The organism is Actinoplanes ianthinogenes (assembly GCF_018324205.1).
GTDB lineage: Bacteria > Actinomycetota > Actinomycetes > Mycobacteriales > Micromonosporaceae > Actinoplanes > Actinoplanes ianthinogenes.
The window spans coordinates 7,985,604-8,005,513 of record NZ_AP023356.1 but is presented as its reverse complement, the minus strand read 5'-3'; the positions used below and the strand labels follow the sequence as shown (position 1 = coordinate 8,005,513).

The 19,910-nt window shown below is 70.2% G+C and carries 14 protein-coding genes; 3 read left to right on the top strand and 11 right to left on the bottom strand.

Features of this window, described 5'->3' with window-relative positions:
• Window positions 1–79: 79 nt before the first annotated feature.
• From Aiant_RS36030 to Aiant_RS36015, 4 genes are all read right to left on the bottom strand, one after another.
• Complete coding sequence (locus Aiant_RS36030) at window positions 80–1,777, bottom strand: L-lactate permease (RefSeq protein WP_189331776.1); 1,698 nt, start codon at window positions 1,775–1,777, stop codon at window positions 80–82.
• Window positions 1,778–2,128: 351 nt separating this feature from the next.
• Complete coding sequence (locus Aiant_RS36025; protein WP_189331777.1) at window positions 2,129–4,675, bottom strand: molybdopterin-dependent oxidoreductase; 2,547 nt, start codon at window positions 4,673–4,675, stop codon at window positions 2,129–2,131.
• Entirely contained in the window at window positions 4,672–5,460 is a 789-nt protein-coding gene (locus tag Aiant_RS36020) for an FAD binding domain-containing protein (RefSeq protein ID WP_189331778.1), read from the bottom strand. The genes Aiant_RS36025 and Aiant_RS36020 overlap by 4 nt, the downstream gene beginning before the upstream one ends.
• Before the next feature lie 485 nt (window positions 5,461–5,945).
• A complete protein-coding gene (locus Aiant_RS36015; RefSeq protein ID WP_189331779.1) occupies window positions 5,946–7,865 on the bottom strand; it encodes an ATP-binding protein in 1,920 nt (639 codons plus the stop codon).
• A 486-nt stretch (window positions 7,866–8,351) separates the two neighbouring features.
• On the opposite strand from Aiant_RS36015, the gene Aiant_RS36010 reads away from it, so the two are divergent.
• Window positions 8,352–8,990 (top strand): DUF6230 family protein, encoded by a 639-nt coding sequence (locus tag Aiant_RS36010; protein WP_189331780.1) that lies wholly within the window; start codon window positions 8,352–8,354, stop codon window positions 8,988–8,990.
• An 82-nt stretch (window positions 8,991–9,072) separates the two neighbouring features.
• On the top strand, window positions 9,073–10,692 hold the full coding sequence (locus Aiant_RS36005; protein ID WP_189331781.1) for a DUF6114 domain-containing protein: 1,620 nt from the start codon (window positions 9,073–9,075) through the stop codon (window positions 10,690–10,692).
• A 116-nt stretch (window positions 10,693–10,808) separates the two neighbouring features.
• Here the strand turns inward: Aiant_RS36005 and Aiant_RS36000 are convergent, their stop codons facing one another.
• Together Aiant_RS36000 and Aiant_RS35995 are read right to left on the bottom strand one after the other, a co-directional pair.
• A complete protein-coding gene (locus Aiant_RS36000) occupies window positions 10,809–11,198 on the bottom strand; it encodes a DnaJ family domain-containing protein (protein WP_189331782.1) in 390 nt (129 codons plus the stop codon).
• Window positions 11,199–11,479: 281 nt separating this feature from the next.
• Window positions 11,480–12,955, bottom strand: coding sequence for a GGDEF domain-containing protein (locus tag Aiant_RS35995; protein WP_189331783.1), 1,476 nt, complete (start codon window positions 12,953–12,955; stop codon window positions 11,480–11,482).
• Window positions 12,956–13,069: 114 nt separating this feature from the next.
• Between Aiant_RS35995 and Aiant_RS35990 the strand changes: the two genes are divergently transcribed.
• Window positions 13,070–13,339, top strand: coding sequence for a DUF2277 domain-containing protein (locus tag Aiant_RS35990; protein ID WP_189331784.1), 270 nt, complete (start codon window positions 13,070–13,072; stop codon window positions 13,337–13,339).
• A 93-nt stretch (window positions 13,340–13,432) separates the two neighbouring features.
• Here the strand turns inward: Aiant_RS35990 and Aiant_RS35985 are convergent, their stop codons facing one another.
• From Aiant_RS35985 to Aiant_RS35965, 5 genes are all read right to left on the bottom strand, one after another.
• Complete coding sequence (locus Aiant_RS35985; protein WP_189331785.1) at window positions 13,433–14,803, bottom strand: extracellular catalytic domain type 1 short-chain-length polyhydroxyalkanoate depolymerase; 1,371 nt, start codon at window positions 14,801–14,803, stop codon at window positions 13,433–13,435.
• Between the two features lie 33 nt (window positions 14,804–14,836).
• Entirely contained in the window at window positions 14,837–16,102 is a 1,266-nt protein-coding gene (locus tag Aiant_RS35980) for a poly(ethylene terephthalate) hydrolase family protein (RefSeq protein WP_212846608.1), read from the bottom strand.
• A 511-nt stretch (window positions 16,103–16,613) separates the two neighbouring features.
• Window positions 16,614–17,330: a Pr6Pr family membrane protein gene (locus Aiant_RS35975; protein ID WP_189331787.1), complete on the bottom strand. Its 717-nt coding sequence runs from the start codon at window positions 17,328–17,330 to the stop codon at window positions 16,614–16,616.
• Window positions 17,331–17,495: 165 nt separating this feature from the next.
• Window positions 17,496–18,230, bottom strand: a complete 735-nt coding sequence (locus Aiant_RS35970; RefSeq protein WP_189331788.1) for a YcnI family protein — start codon at window positions 18,228–18,230, stop codon at window positions 17,496–17,498.
• Between the two features lie 106 nt (window positions 18,231–18,336).
• Entirely contained in the window at window positions 18,337–19,776 is a 1,440-nt protein-coding gene (locus tag Aiant_RS35965) for a sensor histidine kinase (RefSeq protein WP_425322729.1), read from the bottom strand.
• Window positions 19,777–19,910: the final 134 nt, after the last annotated feature.

The window sequence follows — 19,910 nt, the reverse complement described above, 5'->3', positions numbered from 1 at the left end:
ACGGGCAGTGTCCAGACGGTCACTACACCCATGAGTACCAGGTCCGGCGCTCCACGGTTCAGCCGGCGGCTGTCGGAATTCATCCCCGCGGGACCATCCAGTCCAGCACCGGCATGGCTTGCAGGGTGACCAGCACACACATGAACAGCAGCAGGATCGTGCTCCACAGCACGACTTTGCGGAAGATGTCACCCTCCCGGCCGGCCATGCCGACCGCGGCCGCGGCGATCGCCAGGTTCTGCGGGCTGACCATCTTGCCGAGTACGCCACCGGACGAGTTGGCCGCCGCGAGCAGCAGCGGGTCCAGCCCGGCCTTCGCCGCGGTCTGCACCTGCAACGCGCCGAACAACGCGTTCGACGAGGTGTCCGAGCCGGTCACGGCCACCCCGATCCAGCCGAGGATGGAGGAGAGGAACACGAAGACGCTACCCGCGGTGGCCAGGAACGCGCCGAGGGTGTTCGTCTGGCCGGACTGGTTGAGCACGTAGGCCAGGGCCAGCACGGCCATCACCGTGACGATGGCGTGGCGGAGTTCCACATAGGTGCGTCCGTAGGCGCGCAGGGCGGCGCCGGGGCGGACACGGAGCACGACGGCGGTCAGGATGCCGGCGAAGATCATCAGGGTGCCGGCCGCGGCCAGCCAGCCGAAGGTGAAGTTCGTGGACGCCAGGGGTTTGCCGTTGGCGCCGAGGATGTCCAGGCCGGGCCACTTGAAGACGACGGTCCAGGGCTCCTGGGCGAGGGCGTGCTTGATCGGGCCGAGGTTCGCGATCGAGAAGATCACGATGATGATGAGGTAGGGGGCGTAGGCGCGCATGACCTCGGCACGGGTATCCCGCTGGACCGCGGTGCGGGTGGAGGTGCCGCCGCCCCCGGCCGGCGCCGGCTCGGCCACTCCCTCGGTGAGGCTCGGGCTGTCCACCGGCCGCCAGAAACGCAGCAGCAGGACCACGGCGGCGGCCGCCGCGAGCGACGCGATGATGTCGGTGAGCGGCACCGAGACGTAGTTCGACGCGACGAACTGCCCGGCCGCGAAAACCACCCCCGCGACGATCGCGGCGGGCCAGGTCTGCTTGACGCCGCGGCGTCCGTCCACCACGGCGACCAGCACCAACGGTACGATCACCGCCAGTATCGGGGTCTGCCGCCCGACCATCGCGCCGAGCGTGTCGGTGTTCAGCCGCGGGTCACTCGACGCCCCCGAGGTGACCGTCCCGAGCGTCACGATCGGCGTCGCGAGCGCCCCGAACGCGACCGGCGCGGTGTTCGCGATCAGCGCCACCGAGGCCGCCCGGATCGGCGGGAACCCGAGCGCCATCAGCATCACCACGGTGACCGCCACCGGCGTACCGAACCCGGCGAGCGCCTCCAGCAACGCCCCGAAACAGAACGCCACGATGATCGCCTGGATCCGCATGTCCGGGCTGACCCGCTCCATCGACCGCCGCAGCACGTCGAAGTGCCCGCTGACCACGGTCAGGTTGTAGACCCAGATCGCATTGATCACGATCCACAGGATCGGGAAGAACCCGAACGCCGCACCCTCCGAAGCGGACAGCAGCGCCTGCCCGACCGGCATCGAGTACACGGTGATCGCGACGATCAGCGCCACCCCGAGCGAGATCAGCCCGGCCAGCCAGGCCCGCACCCGGAACACCCCGAGCAGCAGGAACAGGGTCACCAGCGAGAGCACGGCGAAGATCGCCGAAAGCGCCACGGAGTCCGCGACGGGATCGGTGACGATCTGGAACTGTTCCGCGAGCAGGACATCCGGCATGGCAGCCATCCAGAGACGTCGATCACTTTCCCCGCAATGTAGTCCCCCGGCTCCCGAAACGAAACCGCTCAGCCGTCAGGTCCGCTTCGGCTTGCGGTCACCCCTCTTCCGGTACGCCCCGAGCATCCCGCCCCCAGTCCCCAGCGAGGGTTCCCGCGTCTTGCCCGGGGCGCTGAGGGCCAGCCGGGGAGTGTCCGGCTGGTCCTGGCGGCCCTAACCGAGGCCGGGATAGGGCGCTGAGGACCAGCCGGGGAGTGTCCGGCTGGTCCTGGCGGCCCTAACCGGGGCCGGGATAGGGCGCTGAGGGCCAGCCCGGGGTTTGAGCTCCGGGACCAGCCACGGACAGTGCAGCTAGTGATCTTGGTGCATGGCCAGCCAGATGCGGTCGGCGGTGAACGGGATCTCGGTCATCCGGACGCCGGTGGCATCGCGGAGGGCGTTGGCCAGGGCCGGCGACACCGGGTTGAACGGGCTCTCGCTCATCGACTTCGCCCCCAGCGGCCCGATCGCATCCGACGTAGCAGCGAAGTGGACCTCCGTGACCGGCGTGTCAGCGAAGGTCGGCAAGTGATACTGCCGGAACGTCGTGGTCGTCACCGCCCCCGACGAGTCGATGTCCACGTGCTCCGCCAGCGTCGCCCCCAGCGCCTGCGCCACCCCGCCCTCGATCTGCCCCCGCAACTGGAGGGGATTCATCACCGTCCCCGCGTCCGCGCTGTGCACGCTGCGGAGGATCCGCAGCTCACCGGTGTCCGGATCGACCGCCACCCGGAACCACTGAGCGTTGAACGCCACCGACCGCGGCGTCCCGTCGAAATACCCCTGCCCGACCTCGCCGCCGCGAGCACGCAGATCCCGCGCCGCCCGCAGCACCGCCTGCCCCGCCACCACCACCCCGGTGGACGCGAAGGCCCCGGTGTCGTGCCGCACCACATCGGTGTCCGACTGCCGGATCACGATCCGGTCCGGCGTGGTCCCCAGCTCGTCCGCCGCGATCTGCGCATGCACGGTGGTGCTCCCGTTGCCGAACTCCGCCGTCCCCACCGAGAGCTCATACCGCCCCTCCCCCAGTGCCCGGATCGTCGCGTCCGCGAAATGCCCACCCGGCGGCCCGGCCGCGATCATCGCGATCGCCATTCCCTCGCCGACCAGCCACCCGTCCGGCGCCTCATCCACCGTCGAGGAGCAGGCACGCATCCGCTCCAGGCACTGGTCCAGCCCGTAGGAGGCAATCCCCAGGTCATCCACGTGATCACCAGGCGCGGTCAGATCATCCCCGTCCCGCACGACGTTCAGCTCGCGAAACTCAACCGGATCCATACCGATTTTTCGTGAGATCTCGTCCAAGACGGACTCGACGGCGAAGGTCACCTGACCCAACCCGTAGCCCCGGAACGCCCCGGCCGGCACCGTGTTCGTGTAAACCGTCCGTGCATCGGTCCGCATAGTGGCGCATTTGTAGACGGCCACCGACTCATGACACCCATGGAACATCACCGAAGGACCATGATTTCCGTACGCCCCGGTGTCCACCACCACGTCCAGGGCAAGAGCCGTGATGGTCCCGTCCCGCCGGGCCCCGGCCTTGACGGTCACCACGAACGGATGCCGCGTGGTCGCCCCGTAAAACTGCTCGGATCGCGTGTACTCCCACTTCACCGGCCGCCCGGTCCGCAGCACCGCAAGCGCCACGAGGTCCTCGACCAGCATCTCCTGCTTGCCGCCGAACCCTCCCCCGACCCGTCCGGTCAGCACCCGCACCTTCTCCATCGGCAGGTCGTAGAGCGAGGCCACCGCCCGGCGGGTCAGGAACGGCGTCTGCGTGCTGGACCGGATGACCAGCCGTCCGTCCTCGTCGAGCCACCCCACCGCCCCGTGCGTCTCCAGCGACGCATGCTGCACCCGAGCCGTCCGGAACGTCGCCTGATAGACCTCGTCCGCCGCAGCGAACCCGGCCTCGACGTCCCCGAGCGAGGCGTGCAGCTCCGCCACCACGTTGCGGTCCAGCTTGTCGCCGTGCACCAACGGCGCGTCCGGAGCCAGCGCCGCCACCGGGTCGACCACCGCGGGAAGCAGCTCGTACTCCACGCGCAGCCGCCGGCAGGCCTCCTCGGCAGCCGCCTCGCTGACCGCCACCACCGCCGCCACCCGCTGCCCGACGAACCGCACCACCTCGTCCAGCACCCGGGTGTCCGCCGGATCCTCGGCCACGTTCTCGTGCTGCGCCGTCGAGAACAGCCGGTCCGGCGCGTCCTTGTGCGTCAGGATCAGCTCGACCCCCGGCACCAGCGCGGCCGCCGACGTGTCCACCGCGAGGATCCGCGCGTGCGCGTGCGGCGAGCGCAGCACCTTGAGATGCAGCAGCCCGGGCACGTCCACGTCGAAGGTGTACCGCGCCGTCCCGGTCACCACCTGCGGGCCGGCCGGGGCGCCGAGCGCCGAGCCGACCGCGGGACCTCCGGCTCGCACGTGGCACCGGCCGGCGAGCGCATCGGCGACCGCGCGGTATCCGGTGCACCGGCACAGGTTGCCCTTCAACGCGCGGGGCAGGTCGGCACGCTGCTCCTCGGTGAGCGCCGCCGTGGTCATGATCAGGCCCGCCGTACAGAAACCGCATTGAAATCCCTGCGCGTCCAGGAACGCCTGCTGCACCGGGTGCAGGTCGTCCGGAGAGCCCAGTCCTTCGACCGTGGTCACCGACCGGCCCTGCGCCCGGAACGCCGGGTAGACACAGGAATGCACCGGCTCGCCGTCCACGTGCACCGTGCACGCTCCGCAGTCGCCGGCGTCGCACCCCTTCTTCACCCCGAAGCAGCCTTCCTCGCGCAGATAGGTCCGCAGGCACTGACCGGGCCGGGGCGCGCGCTCGTGGGCCGTACCGTTGATCTCCACGCTCATGCGCTCAGCTCCGCTCTGATCTGCTCCGCGTAATGCCCGGTCAGGTGTCTGCGCCAGACCGGCCGCCCGTGCACGTCGTCGGTGTAGGCCGCGAGCGGAACGGTCGCCAGCGCCGCCTCCACCTCCGCCGCCTGCGGCAGCGAGGCGAAGCGGAAGACCCACGGCCGGCGGGTCGCGGCGGTCACCGTCAGTGTCAGACCTCCGGCGGGCTCCGCCCGGCCGATCAGCAGCACGGCGGATCGGCCGTGCGGATGCAGGGACCCTTTCCGGTACGCCGTCCGCCCGCCCAGTGCCGACGCCGGCAGGAAGATCGACCGCAGCAGTTCCCCGTCCCGGAGAACGGTCTGCCCGTCCCCGGTCACGAACTCCGCCACCGGCACCTGCCGAGCCCCGCCGTCCGCATCGAGCAGCGTGCACACCCCGTCGAGCGCCGCACCCAGCGAGATCATCGGCCCGGCCGGCAGCGCCGCGCACAGGTTCCCGCCCACCGTCGCGACGTTCCAGATCTTGAACGAGGCCAGGAACGAGTGGCAGCACTGCTGGACGATCTCGTGCTCGGCAAGCCCCCGGTACAGCTCCGCGACGGTGCAGGTCGCCGCGATCTCCACGCCGTCCGCCCGGGTGGTGAGCGCGGGCCAGCCGGCCGACGGCAGATCGAGCAGCCGGGCGATCCCCGGGCGCGGCTCGCCGAACAGCGCCGTCCCGCCGCCCAGCCAGGCGTCGCCGGGCCGCCACATCCCGGGCGCGGCCGGGCTGATCACTTCGGTCACGGTGTGCAGGTCCACGTTCGCACGTTACGCGCCGCGTGTTTCCGATCATGGCGCTCCGCGAATCGGCTTCCGATTCGTTGAATGCACCGGCCTACGACGAGGTATGAGCTGCTCAAGACCGTTTCGGGTGCCGCGGAAACGCTCTGGGGCGAATGCGCGGGAGCCGCCGAGGTGTCAATGCGGAATAACCGCCGGATACCGCTTCATCGACATTCCGATAACGATCGATGCTCGCGATCCGCCGGGGAGCCCGGCGCCGGAGCGCGGGATCCGGACGCCGGTCTCCGGGTCCGATCGTCTTCGATGACGCCGCCCTCCGCCATCCCCCGGACGCGCCGGAACCGTTGCGTAGCGGCCCCCGGCAACCCGAAAGCTGTTCACGTGGCCCTCAGATCCACGCTGCGGGCCCAGAACCGGAAATCGGTGGCCCTGGGTCCCACCCGATTCCAGCGGGCGCAACGGCGATCTGAGCGGGTTATCGGGAGCCGGACCGCGAATGATCAGGAAGCGGGCACCGGGACCGAGGCGGGCGCCGGCGCCGGGACGGCCGGCAGGGTGATCGTGAAAGTGCTGCCCCGGCCCACCACCGACTGCACCGCGATGCTGCCGCCGTGGTCCCGGACGATGTCCCGGACGATCGCCAGGCCCAGCCCGGGACCCTGCACCGCCTGGTCCATCGCGTTGCCGGCCCGGTGGAACGGGGTGAACAGCCCGGACACGTCCTCCGCCGGGATGCCGATGCCGGTGTCCGTGACGGCGATCGTGACGGTGCGCTCGTCCGCGCCGCACTGCCAGGTCACGCTGCCGCCGGCCGGGGTGAACTTGATCGCGTTCTCCATCAGCTTGCGCAGCGCCCGCCGCAGCTGGGTCTGGTCGCCGCGCACCCAGGCCGGCTCCGCGTCGAAGCCGACCGTGAGGTTCTTGGCCTGCGCGGCCGTGTCCAGCTCGGCGTGCACCACGGTGGCCAGGGTGGCCACGTCGACCGGCTCGGTGGCCGCGCTCACCCCATCGTCCGGCCGGTCCAGCAGCAGCAGGTCGCCGATGGTGTCCTGGAGCCGGTGGGCGTTGCGCAGGATGGCGTTGAGCGAGCGGCGCTGCATCGGGTTCAGCTCCTCCTCCTCGTCGCTGAGCATCTCGGCGTACCCCAGGATGCTGGTCAGCGGGGTGCGCAGCTCGTGCGTCACGGTCTGGATGAAGACGTCCTTGCGCTGGTCGAGCATCCGCAGCTCGCCGATCAGCAGGTCCTGGTGCGCCCGGATGCTGAGCTGGCGCAGCGCCCGCTCGATCTCCCGGCCCACGCTGGCCAGCAGCCGGCGCTCCGGCTCGGTGAACGTCGGCAGGAACTCGCGGACGACCAGCAGGTGGCCACCGGGGCACTCGGCGTCCCCACCCATCGCCACGGCCAGGCCGCCGGCGCACGGCACCGGGTCACCCGGTGACAGCGCGCGCAGCTCGGCGGCGTCCGCGACGGGCAGTTCGGACGCCGTCTCCGGCCAGCGGACCGCGACCTGACCGGCGCCCGGCACGAACAGGTCACCGTGCACCGCGTCGGCGCCGAGCGCGCCGCCGATCCGGGCGACCACCCGGGTGCCGATCACCGCCGGGTCGTCGCCCTCCTGCTGGAGTTCCGCGACGACCGCCTGGCAGAGCCAGGCGCGGGCGGTCCGGGCCTGCTCGGCGACGAGCAGTTCCTCGGTCTGCGCGGACAGGTCGTTGAGCGCCTCGGTCACGGTGCGCAGCTCGGCCGCCCCGGCCGGCTCGGCGCGGGCCGAGCGGTCACCGGCCGCCTGCCGGCGGATCGTGTCACCGAGGCGGGCCAGCGGGACCAGGAGCTGGCGGCGGCTGACCCGGACCAGCAGGTAACCGGCGGCCAGGACGGCCAGCACCAGGATGCCGGAGCCGATCGCGAGGATCCGTTCGGTACGCCGGCCGGCGGCGTTCTCCGCGCGCAGCTCGGCGGCGATCGCGTCGTCCGCGGCCGCGTTGACCGCGCGGAGCCGGTCGAAGAGCTGTTTGCCCAGGGCGTTCTCGCCGTCGATGCCGTTCGCGGCCCGGTCGGCGTATTGCCCGAGCCAGTCGGCGAGCGCCTGGCGTTCGACGTCGAGCAGCTCCCGGGCCTGCCGGTCGCGGGTCTGGCCGGCGGCGCGGGTCAGCGCGGCGAGCGCGGCGCCCCGGCCGTTCTGGTAGGGCTCCAGGAAGAGGGGCTCGTCGGTGAGCTGGAACCCGCGCACCCCGGTCTCGGCGTCGGTCATCCGCTGGAGGGCGAGCCGGTTCGCCTCGCGGGCGGCGTCGATCCGCGCGAAGCGCCGGTCGTGGTCGTCGCGCAGCCGCGAACCGACTCCGAACTGCACCACGAGGAACGCCGTGAACAGCACCAACAGGGCGGCGAAGCCCAGGTTGAGCCGGCGTCGCAGCCTCACCGGCCGCGCTCCTCTGTGGCGATCATGTTCCTCACATCGGCAGGGCCCCGGGCGGACATGAGGCAGCCGGGCCATTCAGGGGAGATCAACATCGGCCGAACCGGTGGGCCGGATCGCCGTAGCGGCCCGAGAAACCGGTTGCTGAGAGTTCACTGGATTTCGTTACCGATCCGTGACCGCTCGGTAGGCATTACCTGCGGTTACCGCTACGCCGGTCAATACCGGCTGGTTGTCCGGTTTGTTGCCGGAATTTGGGACGCCGCGGACACCGACATCACGCTATGTAAGCAAGATCAAGTGATGTGGGTTACTGACTAGTAGCTCTGGCCCTTGTAGTCCCCGTGCAGGGGCGGCAACATTTCCCGAACGTTACGACGACGGCATCGACTTGCCTCACTGTCGACGGTTGGCACCAGTGTCGCCCGTCGATGCGAGCCATTGGCGGTGTGGTTTGAACAGCCGTCTTCTTCATCGATAGGAGGATCCGTGGAGGATTCGCAGAGCGTCACCGCCGCCGGGCGCACCAACTGGCGCCGGTTCGCGGTGGCCGTGGGCGTTCCCACCGCCGTGGCCGCCGGTCTCGTCGTTGCTCTTGCTCAGGGCGCCCTCGCCGCGAACCTGACGGTCTCGGGCACCCAGTTCAAGCTGACGGCGGACCACCTCGAGGGCACCGGCTTCACCCAGTACAGCGGCGCGCTGAACAAGGCTGACGGCTCCGTCATCCCGGCCGCCATGTCGGGTATCAACCACGCCGACATCTACAACCTGTGCCAGTCGGTGAACGCCGGCCCGGTCACCCTGAAGATCACGGCGGCCACCAACGCCAAGTTCGACGGCAGCTCGGGTGCCGCGGCGAACGCGGTGCAGGCCGACGACCTGCTCATCGGCATGTCCTCGCTGGGCGGCGACGCCACGTTCAAGGACATCGAGATCGGCCGGGACGCCTCCCTGGTCGACGCCGACGGTGCCAAGACGCACGGCGCGGTGGGCGGCTTCGCCCAGCAGGCCAGCGGCGTGAGCATCGACAAGCTCCAGCAGCAGGCGTACCTCACCACCGCGTCGAGCTTCAAGCTCAAGGGCATGTCCCTGAAGCTGCTCCTCGGCTCGGGCAACGAGTGCTTCTGATCTAGCTTTACCGGGGCTCGTGGAGCAGTGTTCCGCGAGCCCCACCCCTTTGTGATCTTGTAACGGAAACGCTGGAGGACGAGTGGCGACGGACGACTTCTGGACCAAGTTCCGCCGGTGGCGGCGGAGCAGGCCGTTCTGGGGTGGCCTGTTCCTGTTGGTGTCAGGCCTGTTGCTGTTCCTGAGCTCGAACCTCTCGCTGCTGACCGAGATGCGGTTGGAGATCCACGTCGGGCCGCAGGGCTTCCTGTCCTACGTGCTGCCCCTGCTGATGCTGATGTGCGGCGTCCTGGTCTGGTTCACCCCGGCCCAGCGCATGTTCTACGGCATCATCGGCCTGCTGACCGCGGTCTACTCGTTCCTCGGCCTGAACTTCGGTGGCTGGATCATCGGCATGCTGGTCGGCATCCTCGGCGGCGCGCTCGCGGTCGCCTGGCAGCCGCGCCCCACCCAGCCCGAGGTGCCGAAGCAGGGACCGACCGACTTCGGCGGCCCGGACAACCACGGGCAGGGCCCCTCCGGCGACGACCAGCACCACGACGGGCTGGGCGAGAACACCGAGGCGATCCAGATCGCCGGTCACGACGACCGCCCGCACGACACCACCGCGCTGCGCCCTCCGGCGCAGAGCGACCCGAGCATCCTGCCCGGTTTCGAACAGCCACGCGGTGACCTTCCCGGCCCGCGCCGCGGCCTCAACCGCAAGGCGCTCGCCCTGATCGTGGTGCCCGCGTTCGTGGGCGCCACGGTGCTGATCGGCAGCCGCATCCCGGCCAGCGCCGACGACTGCCCCGCCGGCCTGCCGTCGATCAGCACCTCGGTCACCCCCTCCGCCGCCACCTCCACGTCGGCCAAGGCCTCCGTGAAGAAGGCCGCCGAGTCGGCGAGCGCGAAGCCGAACGGCAAGAAGACCACCACCGCCGCCGCTGACTCCGGCAAGACGAGCACCTCGGCGTCCGCCACCCCCTCGGCGTCCGCCACGACCGAGAACAGCAACCCGATCCTCGACGGCATCTCGGACGTGGTCGACGGCGTCGGCAACCTGCTCGGCATCGGCGGCGACGAGGAGTCGTCCTCTCCGAGCGCGTCGCCGACGCCGTCGGCGAGCGAGACGACGACCCCGGCCGCCGAGCCGACCGGCACCGCGACCACCACCCCGGCCGCCGGCGGCGACAGCACCACCGCCACCAGCGCCCCGGCGAAGACCACCAGCCCGGCCGCGAGCGCCAGCGCCGACAGCGACGTGATCCCCTGCCTCGGCGCGCGCCAGGAGGGCCTGGTCGCCGACGGGGGCATCCCGAAGTCGGCGATCAAGCCGGGCATCATGAAGGTCAGCTCGCTGACGCTGTACAACTCGACCTACGAGGGTGTCGCCGACGTCCCCACCGCGAACGGCACCATCAAGGCGCTCCAGCTGAACATGACCAAGGCGGTCAACGAGCCGTTCAGCCTGGAGATCGACGAGCCGGGCAGCGCGGTCACCACGATCAAGAGCAAGAAGCTGACGGTCGAGGGGAACGTGAAGTTCTACACCCCGAAGATGACCGGCAACCTGTTCGGGATCATCCCGATCACGTTCACGCCGGAGCAGCCGCCGCCGCTGACGCTGCCGCTGCTGTGGTTCACGAACGTGACGATCGAGCTGGCGTTCGTCAGCTGCGACACGCTGACCGCCTCCCCGATCACCATCACGGAGAGCTGATCCCGCTAGCTCACGGAACGGCCCGGCTGATCAGCCGGGCCGTTCCGCGTTTCCGAGGCGCCGTCTTCCGGCTTCGCGTCCGCCGCGCCGCCCACGGCCCGCGGCGCCGCTCGCGGTCAGTCGCGCCGGGAGCGCCAGGACTCGACGACGGCGTCAGGGTCGAGGGGGCGCAGGATCACCGGCGGGCCGTCCAGATAACCGCGGCGGGACTTGTCGATCTTTGCGTTCAGGCCGGCCACGAGCTCGCGCACGTCGCGTTCGGTGTGCAGGCGGCCGACGACGGTCTCCAGGTCCTCGACGGCGCGGCGCAGCGCCAGGGTCGGCGGGATCACCCCGGCCGTCGCGCCCTCCCGGCGCAGCCAGTCCTTGACCCACCAGTCCTCGTCGTACTCCTCGCCGTGGCCGTCGAGGGGCTTGCCGGCGCCGGGCAGGTTCTCGAAGTCGCCGCGCTCGGTCGCCTCGCGCATCTGCCGGTCGATCGAGGACTCGTACCAGTGGGCGCCCATGCCACCGAGCTTAGGCAGCACGTTCCGCACGCAGCCAGACCACTTCTTCTCGCGACCAGGCCTTTGCGCACGCAGCCAGGCGCGGGTCTGGTCTCCACGACCACGAGCGCGTTCCGAGGCCGGTGACCCCGCGCGGTTTTCCGCAACCACCCGCGGACGTCGCCCTTTCGGGCTGAGCGTTCTGGACGCGCCAGCGGCCAGCTCAGACCGGAAGGGTCCCTGGCGGGAGCGACGATCAGTGATCAGCGCGGCCCGAGTCCGCAATCTCTTGATCTTGATCTTCAGGCCACCCGGCTGTCCGATTCATACCAGCGGACCACCCCTTTCCCCGCGGCCTTCGCCGCGTACATCGCGGTGTCGGCCTGGCGGAGCAGCGAGCTGATGCTGCCCGCCTGCCCGGCCGGAAGGGCCGTGACCCCGATGCTGCCGCCCACGCTGACCTCGGTGCCGTGCACCAGCATCGGCTGGGCCAGCCGGTCCAGCAACCGCCTCGCCACCGCGTCCGCCGCGTCGCCGGTCTCGGTGATCAGGACCGCGAACTCGTCCCCGCCGAACCGGCTGACCAGGTCGGACTCGCGCAGTTCGGCGACCAGCCGCTGGGCGACCACGATCAGCACCTCGTCGCCGGCCGCGTGGCCGAGTGTGTCGTTGACCGGCTTGAAGCCGTCCAGATCGAGCATCATGGCGCAGACGCCGGTCGGCAGACCGGCCAGCATCGCCGCGGCACGGTCGTGGAAGGCGACCCGGTTGGGCAGGCCGGTCAGGCCGTCGTGGTGCGCCTGGTGCGCGAGGGCGAGCTTCTGCTCCTCCAGCACCACGGCCATCCGACCGACAGTGATCAGGGTGAGGAACTGCCTCAGCAGCACCAGGGTGAAGCTCGCGAGCAGCAGCCAGACCAGCACCGGGCTGAGCCGGCCGTCGCGGGCCTCACGGAAGCCGGCGATCCCGACCGCGGCCACCACCGGGAGGTACGGCAGCAACACCCACGGGCCGAAGACCAGGCGTTCCACCACCTCCGCGCCGGGCCGGGAGATTTGCAGACGGCTGGAGACCGCGGTGGCCCACGCGCCGAGGACGTAGCCGGCGCCGGCCCCGTAGGCGAACCAGGGGTCGCCGGCGACGCCGTTGCGCAGCCCGACGATCACGGTGACCGCTTGGATCAGCGTGGCGCAGGCGAGCACCTGCTGGGCGGTCAGTCCCCGGTCCGGTGCGGACTCGGAAAGCGTCACCAGCGCCACCGACGAGCCCAGGACCAGGACGGCGACGATGGTGATCGCGTAGTTCTCCGGCAGGTTGACCGCCTGCGTCGTCAGGTCGGCGAGCACGAACTCCCAGGCCAGCGCGAAGACGGCGCCGGCGACGGCGGCGACGTCGATCGCCCGGCGGACCGCGGCGATGCCGTACAGGCGGTGGCCGGCCAGCACGACGGCGACCGGGACGAAGACCGCGGCGATCAGGGAGAGTACGGCCGCGGCCTCGTTCAGGACCGGGAGGGCGAGGACGGCGACGAGCATGAGCAGGTTGGAGAGGCTCCACGCGGTGCAGGCGACGGCCCCGAACGCGTAACCGACCCGGATCGGCCGGGTGTCGCTCGGCTGCCACGCCCGGCCCCAGTAGTGCCACGCCGCGTAACCGCTCGCGGATGCGACGATCACGTCAGAGAGGGCATATCCGGCGGATCCCGGCAGGAAGGGATAGAGCACCTGGACCGCCACGGCGACGCCACCGCCCGCTGGCAACGCCGTCCGCAGTCGCATGCCCACCTCGTGTTGTACGGCGGAGCCGGGCCCCGGTCGAGAGGTGTCCCTGACGGATGCCCGAGCATCACATAGATTCACGACGACATACCGTCACTGCTGAGGGAGACACCCGTGTGCCGGAACATCCACCAGTTGCACAACTTCGAGCCGCCCGCGACGCCCGACGAGGTGCACGCCGCAGCGTTGCAGTATGTCCGGAAGGTAGCCGGTGCGACCCGCCCGTCGCAGGCCAACCAGGCGGTTTTCGACCAGGCGGTGGCGGCGATCGCCGCGGCCACGCAGGAACTGCTGAACGGTCTGGTCACCACCGCCCCGCCGAAGGACCGCGAGGTGGAGGCGGCGAAGGCCCGGGCCCGGGCCGAGAAGCGCTACGCGTCCTGACGGACATGAAGGCCCCCGGTGCTGTGCAGTGGTGTCTCGACAACCCCACCGCACAGCCGGAGGCCTTCATCCGTCCCCGGACCTCACATCGGTCTAGACGCCCAGGGGTGCGAGCGTGAACTGCTGGTTGGGCTGGCCGTTGCAGTCGTAGATCTGGACCTGCTGCCCGTTGCCGGTGCCCCACACGTCCAGGCAGCGGCCGGACTGAACGCCGGTGACGGTGCCGTTGGCGTTGGCGGTCCACTGCTGGTTGGTCTGGCCGTTACACGCGTAGATCTGCACCGCCGACCCGTTGCCCGACCCGGCGGCGTCCAGGCACATGCTGCCGTACACCTGGAGCTGCTTGCTCGCCGTGTATGTCCACTGCTGGTTGGACTGGCCGTGGCAGTCGTAGAGCTGCACCCGCGTCCCGTTGGTGCGTGACGAGTTCGGCACGTCGACGCACCGGCCGGACTGGGTCCCCACGATCTTGTTCGCGCCCCCCGACGGCGGTGCCGAGGACGGCGGGCTCGACGGCGGTGTGGTCGACGGCAGGTCGAGTCCGAGGAAGGAGATCGCGTACGCGATCTGGCCGCTCATCGGAAGCTGGTGCCCGACGCCGGAGATGCTGATCCCCTCGACGGTCGCCTGGGTACCGGTCACGCCGTAGCGGGTCCGGGTCCAGGTGGACTGCGGGTGGTCGGTGAACGCCGGCGTCTGCGACAGCCCGTGCAGGTTGGTCCACTGCTTGATCTCCTCGCCGAAGTTGGGGTAGGAGAGCGTGGTGTCGGTGGTGCCGTGCCACAACTGCATGCGCGGGTAGGCGCCGGTGTAACCCGGGTACATGGCCCGGGCGGTGTCGCCCCACTGCTGGGCCGTCCGGATGACGTTGCCACCGGAGCACTGGCTGTTCCACATCGAGCCGTCGCTGGTGGCGAAACAGCCGGCCGGCACACCGGAGAAGGCCGACCCGGCGCTGAACACGTCCGGGTACTCGGCGGCCAGTACGTTGGTCATCATGGCGCCGGAGGAGAATCCGGACACCACGATGCGGGAGGAATCGATGCTCGGGTAGTGCGAGCGGGCGTAGTCGACCATCGACTTGATGCCGGTGGAGTCGCTGCCGCCGTTGCGCCGGAGCCCGGCGGCGGTCGACACGTCGAAACAGCCGCCGCTCCGAGTGGCCTCGGGCAGCACCATGATGTAGCCGTAGCGGTCGGCGGCGGTGACGTAGTCGTGGCCGTTGCCGTTGAAGACGGCACTCGCCGAACCGCTGCAATAGTGCACCAGTACCAGCAGCGCCGGCCGGGGCGCGAGGTTCGCCGGCACGTAGATGTACATGTTGAGGTTGGTCGGGTTGGTGCCGAAGTTGGTCACCCGGGTCAGGCTCGCCGCGATCGCCGGGGAACCGGACATCAGGATCGCTGCGAGGCCGACGGCCAGCGCCGTGCCGGCCGCGAGCAGGGTGTGCAGGAGACGCTTCATCAAACCTTCTTTCGACGACGGGATGCCGGCTCGTCAGTTGAGGCTGAACTTCTGGTTGGCCTGGCCGTTGCAGTCGTAGATCTGGATCTGCTGGCCGTTGCCGGTGCCCCACACGTCGAGGCAGCGGCCGGACTGGACGCCGGTGATGGTCCCGTTGGCGTTGACGTTCCACTGCTGGTTGGCTTGGCCGTTGCAGCTGTAGATCTGGACCGCCGACCCGTTGCCGGAGCCGGCCGCGTCCAGGCACACGGTGCCGTACACCGTCAGCTGCTTGCTCGAGGTGTAGGTCCACTGCTGGTTGGCCTGGCCGTTGCAGTCGTAGAGCTGCACCCGGGTGCCGTTGTTGTGGGTGGCGCCGGGCACGTCGACGCACCGGCCGGACTGTGTCCCGAGGATCCGGCTCGACGAAGGCGTCGAACCGCCGCCCGGGACGGTCGAACACTTGACGCTCGACCGGACGATGCCGGTGGTGTCCTTGACGCTCGGGCAGAGGAACGGGGTGTAGCGGGTGTCGTTGTCGACGAAGATCTTCAGCCACTCGATCTGGCTGCGCAGCTCGATGTCGTTCGGCCGGGTGAAGTACAGGTGGTCGGCGTTGGCCAGCTGGAGGTACGCGCCGGGCGTCGCCGCGGGAAGGGTCGGGTAGAGGCCGTCGAGGTAGGACGGCGTGACCGTGGTGTCGTTGATCCCGCCGATGATCATCGTCGGCACGGTGTCCGAGGCCAGGTTGCCCGACGGCTTGAACGGCGCGAGGCCGATGGCGGCCTTCAGCGACGGGCGCTGGGTGGCCGCGTACAGGGAGCCGCCGCCGCCCATCGAGTGGCCGATGACCGACAGCCGGTTGCGGTCGACCCGGTCGCGTACCGCGCTGGAGTTGGTCAGGTAGTCCAGGGCGGCGAGCAGCTGGGTGCCGCGGGCGGTGTCGTAGTCGGTGCGGCTGTTGGTCTCCACGCCGATGACGACGAACCCGAAGGACGCCAGCCGCGGCCCCATCCAGGCTTCCTCGTCGGCGAACAGGGCGGTGTATCCGGGCACGATGGCGACCGCGCCGTACGTGTGGCTGGTGTCAGTCGGGTAGTAGATGAAGCCGCCGTTGAAGCCGTTGCCGGGCGGGACCGTGATCTGGGCGGTGGCGAAGGGCCCGTACTGGGCGGCGACGCTGGCCACGGTGGGATCCGGTCCCCGCTGGTAGGGATTGTCACCACCGGGGGTGCCGGGGCTGGGGGACGCCGGTGAGCTCGCGATCATGCCGACCGCGACGGCGGCCGCCGTGATCGCGGCTCCGACCACGGTCCGCATTCCCCACGAGCGTCTACGACCCGCCACCATGGCCTCTCCCTTCTCGAAGCCGCGCCCGGGTCGCGGTCGCGGGGCACACCGGCAGGCGGAGACCGCCCGGATGCCGAGGGGGATCCGATGCGACGACGACTCGAGCAAGGCATGGATCCAGCTCGATGTTCAGGGATGCTAGGCACCGGGGTGATCCGCGAACAATAGGTTTCGGAAGTGTTTCGTAAGTTTCTCTCGACAAACTGGACATTTTGCATTTGAAATGCAAATTTCTTGTCCTGGCCGTCGGCCATCACCAGCAGTACGCAGGGAAAAGTCCCCGCTAGTACCGCAGGCGGTCGCATCGCAGGTTCTGAAATATTCCGGAAAACTTCCGGAAGAATATTGTTATGACGTTCGCGGATGGCCGGTCGCAGAGGAAGGAGCCCGGAGCTGTCGCTCAGCTCACGCCCGCCGATCGGCGCGGACCGAAGACTCCCGCTACTGAAGGCGCCGACTCGCCCTGTACACCTGCTCCGGCTCAAGTGCGAGGACGATAACCCTCGTTGCGAGGAAGCGCCTGAGGCTCTCGCTGGCCAGGAATCGACACCGCCGCCCGCCGACCGGACAAACGCCGGTCGAGCAGCCACAGCAGCGCCCCGAACAAAACAGCGATGACCACAACGAAAGCCATATTCCGCACCGCCGCTGGATAGCCGATATCCGTGACGCTGGTGAAGGGGTACGGATACCAATCAGTGGCCGCCCCATGGGCAAAGGTGTAGCCGATCCAGATCAGCGGCCACAGAACCGCCCACACCAGCGTCCGCCAGTCCATCCGCGACCGCGGTCCGAACAGCAGCCAGCCGGCCAGCGCCCACCATGGCGCGACATAGTGGAAACCGAGATTCGACCACCATCCAGCACCGGTGGGATGCGCCGTCCCGGCGAGCACTGTCGCGTACACCAGGCCGGTGATGACGATGCCGAGCACCGCATCGAGGCGGATCACACGCCAGACCCGGCCGTCACGGTCCGGATTCAAGGTCAATGTCACGGCCACGATCGCCAACAGGATGTTGCTCTGGATCGTGAAGTAGCTGAACAGGCGAACGAACCTGGTAGCCGCCGGCTGCACCACACCCTCGGCGTCCGGCGCACCCTGCGCGGTGAGCACCAACTGGGTGAGCAGCGAACCGAGCACGACGACGGCGAGAAGCCCGTGCCAGAGCCGGGAGTAGCGGCGGAGATCGTTCACTCAGGTAGTAAAGCTTGATCTTGCGGATGCCGCTACAACTTGTGGACCGCCAAGCCCCGGATCCGCCTCCGGTGACATCCTCGCGCGGTCACCGCCCCGGTCTTCCCGCGGGCAGAGCGGACCTCGCCAGCTCTGCCCGCGCGAAAAGATCGGCCGCGGTGGGACTCAGCTCGCGGCAGGCTTGCCCGGCGCGGTCGCTTCCGGCTTGCGACCGGCTTTCGCGTACGCCAACCCGGCCAGCACCAGCGCGATCAGTCCCGCGATGAGGCCGGCGAGCGCGAGCCCGTTGCCGCTCCCCGAGTCCTCGTCAGCAGCCTCGGCCGCCGGCGCCACCGCACCCGCCGAGGGTGCGGCGCTGCTGGTCGCGGCCGGCACGATCGTCAGCACCGGCGCCGGCATCTCCGGCTCGGTGCCGTCGGTGGTCGGCTCGTCGATCCAGCGCACCACGTTGCCGTCCGAATAGGTCTGGAGGGCCTTGAACACCAGCTGCCCCGACTGCGGCAGCGCGCCCATCGACACGTCGAACTCCTGGAACTGCCCCGGCTTGATCTCCGAACCCTTCGCCGCGGTCCAGGTGATCTTCGAGACCGCCTCGGTGATCTCGGTGTCGTGCGCCTTGATCGGGGTGGCCAGCTTGCTCTTCACGGCGACCGCGGTCCAGCCCGGAACCGGCTTCACCGAGACCGAGGCGACCGGCTGGTCGGCGGGAAGGGTCACTTCGAGCTTGACGGTGGAGGCGGTGTCCGACTCGTTCGGCACACGGAACGACACCTTCGCGTATCCGCCGGCGGTGGCCGTGTTCGGATTGACCGTCACGTGTGCCGAGGCCGGACCGGCCAGAGCCAGGGTCAGCAACCCGGCCGCGGCGGCCACCACTGCGGAACGCTTGAGCAGCGACATCGTTGGGGGAACCTTCCGTCGTATCGTCGCCCGCTGCCGGGCACGCTCCCTTGGTCGGCCCGATGATCCGAGAAGTTCCCGCCGTTCCCCGCCTTTTCCGCCCCTCTCACCCATTCGTGATCACGTCCCGTCCTTTCGGCACGCCCGTCTCGGCTCCCGGCGCGCCCGGTCGGGTTGTCGCGTCGCTCGGCCTGGTCGGCGCTTCGCCTGTCACCGTCGCACCCTTGGCCCCGGTGTGCCGGGGCAGCCGCACCTCGACCCGCAGCCCGGGTTCCGCGTCCCCCAACGTGACCGAGCCACCGTGCCGCCGCACCAACTCCCGGACGATCGCCAGCCCCAGCCCGGACCCGCCCGCGTCCCGTGCTCGCGCATCGTCCAGCCGGGTGAACCGATCGAACACCCGCTCCCGATCCGCCGCCGGAATGCCCGGCCCGTCGTCGGTGACCACGATCAGCAGGTCGTCCCGGTCCGCGGCGGTGCGCACCGTCACGGTCGAGCGCCGGTGCCGGCAGGCGTTGTCCAGCAGATTGGCCACCACCCGGGCGAGCGCGTCCGGCTCAGCGACCAGCGGCAGCGGCCCGGCCGCGTCCTCGTGCACCACCTCCGGATAGCGAGCCGCCACCTCCCCGGCCAGCTGCCCCAGGTCGATCTCCTCGGGCCGCCCGGCGACCGCCCGCCCCGCCCCGTCGTCCGAGCGGGCCAGCAGCAGCAGGTCGTCCACCAGCCGGGAGAGCCGCTGCACGTCGGCGAGCAGATCGTCGGTGAGCGCCGGCCAGTCGGTGTCGTCCGGCAGTCGCTGCGCGACCTCCAATTCGGTACGCATGTTGGTGAGCGGGCTGCGCAACTCGTGTGCCGCGTCCGCCACGAACGCCCGCTGCCGTGCCCGCGCGGTGTCCAGCCGATGGAGCATGTCGTTCAGCGTGATCGCGAGCCGCCCGACCTCGTCGCGGGAGTTCGGCACCGGCAGTCGCCCGGCCCGGGTCCCCCCGGTGATCTCCTCGGCCCCGGCCCGCAACGCGTCGACCGGCCGCAGCGCCGCGCCCAGCGCCCGCCACAGCCCGGCCGCGAGCAGCGCCACCAGCAGCGGGAACGCGATCAGCAACGTGACGCGCAGCAGGTGCACGCTCTGGGTCTGCTGGCTGGTCGACCGGGCCACCAGGATCCGCAACGGATGGGTGGCCTTCCCCGCGGTCACCTTGACCACCCGGGCCGGTCCCTCGAAGCCGATCCGCTCCCCGGGGATCACCCTGCCCTCCTTGTCGGGCAGGTCCCGCAGCTCGTCCTCGTACAGGATCGGCACCAGCCGGTCCGCGGTCGCGGACACCGCCCGCACCCGGCCCTGCTCGTCGATGACCTGCACCTGCACCCCCGGCGTGACCGGGATCGGGTCGGTGAGCTGGTCCTGGTTGACCAGCCGGGCCACGCCCTCGGCCGTCTCCAGCGCCTCGGTGTGCAGCGCCCGGCCCTGCGCGAAGGTGAGCACCGCGACGAGCAGCACCCCACCCGCCGCCAGCCCGAGCGCCAGCGCCGCCGCCGAGGTCAGCAACAGCCGAGCCCGCAGACTGAGTTCCCGAAGCCGCCTGCGCATCTAACGCCTCGCCTTCGGCGTCTCCCCGATCACACCCGTCCACCTCTCCCACTCACCAACGCACCGCCGGCACCTCACGCGGCCGCGTCAGG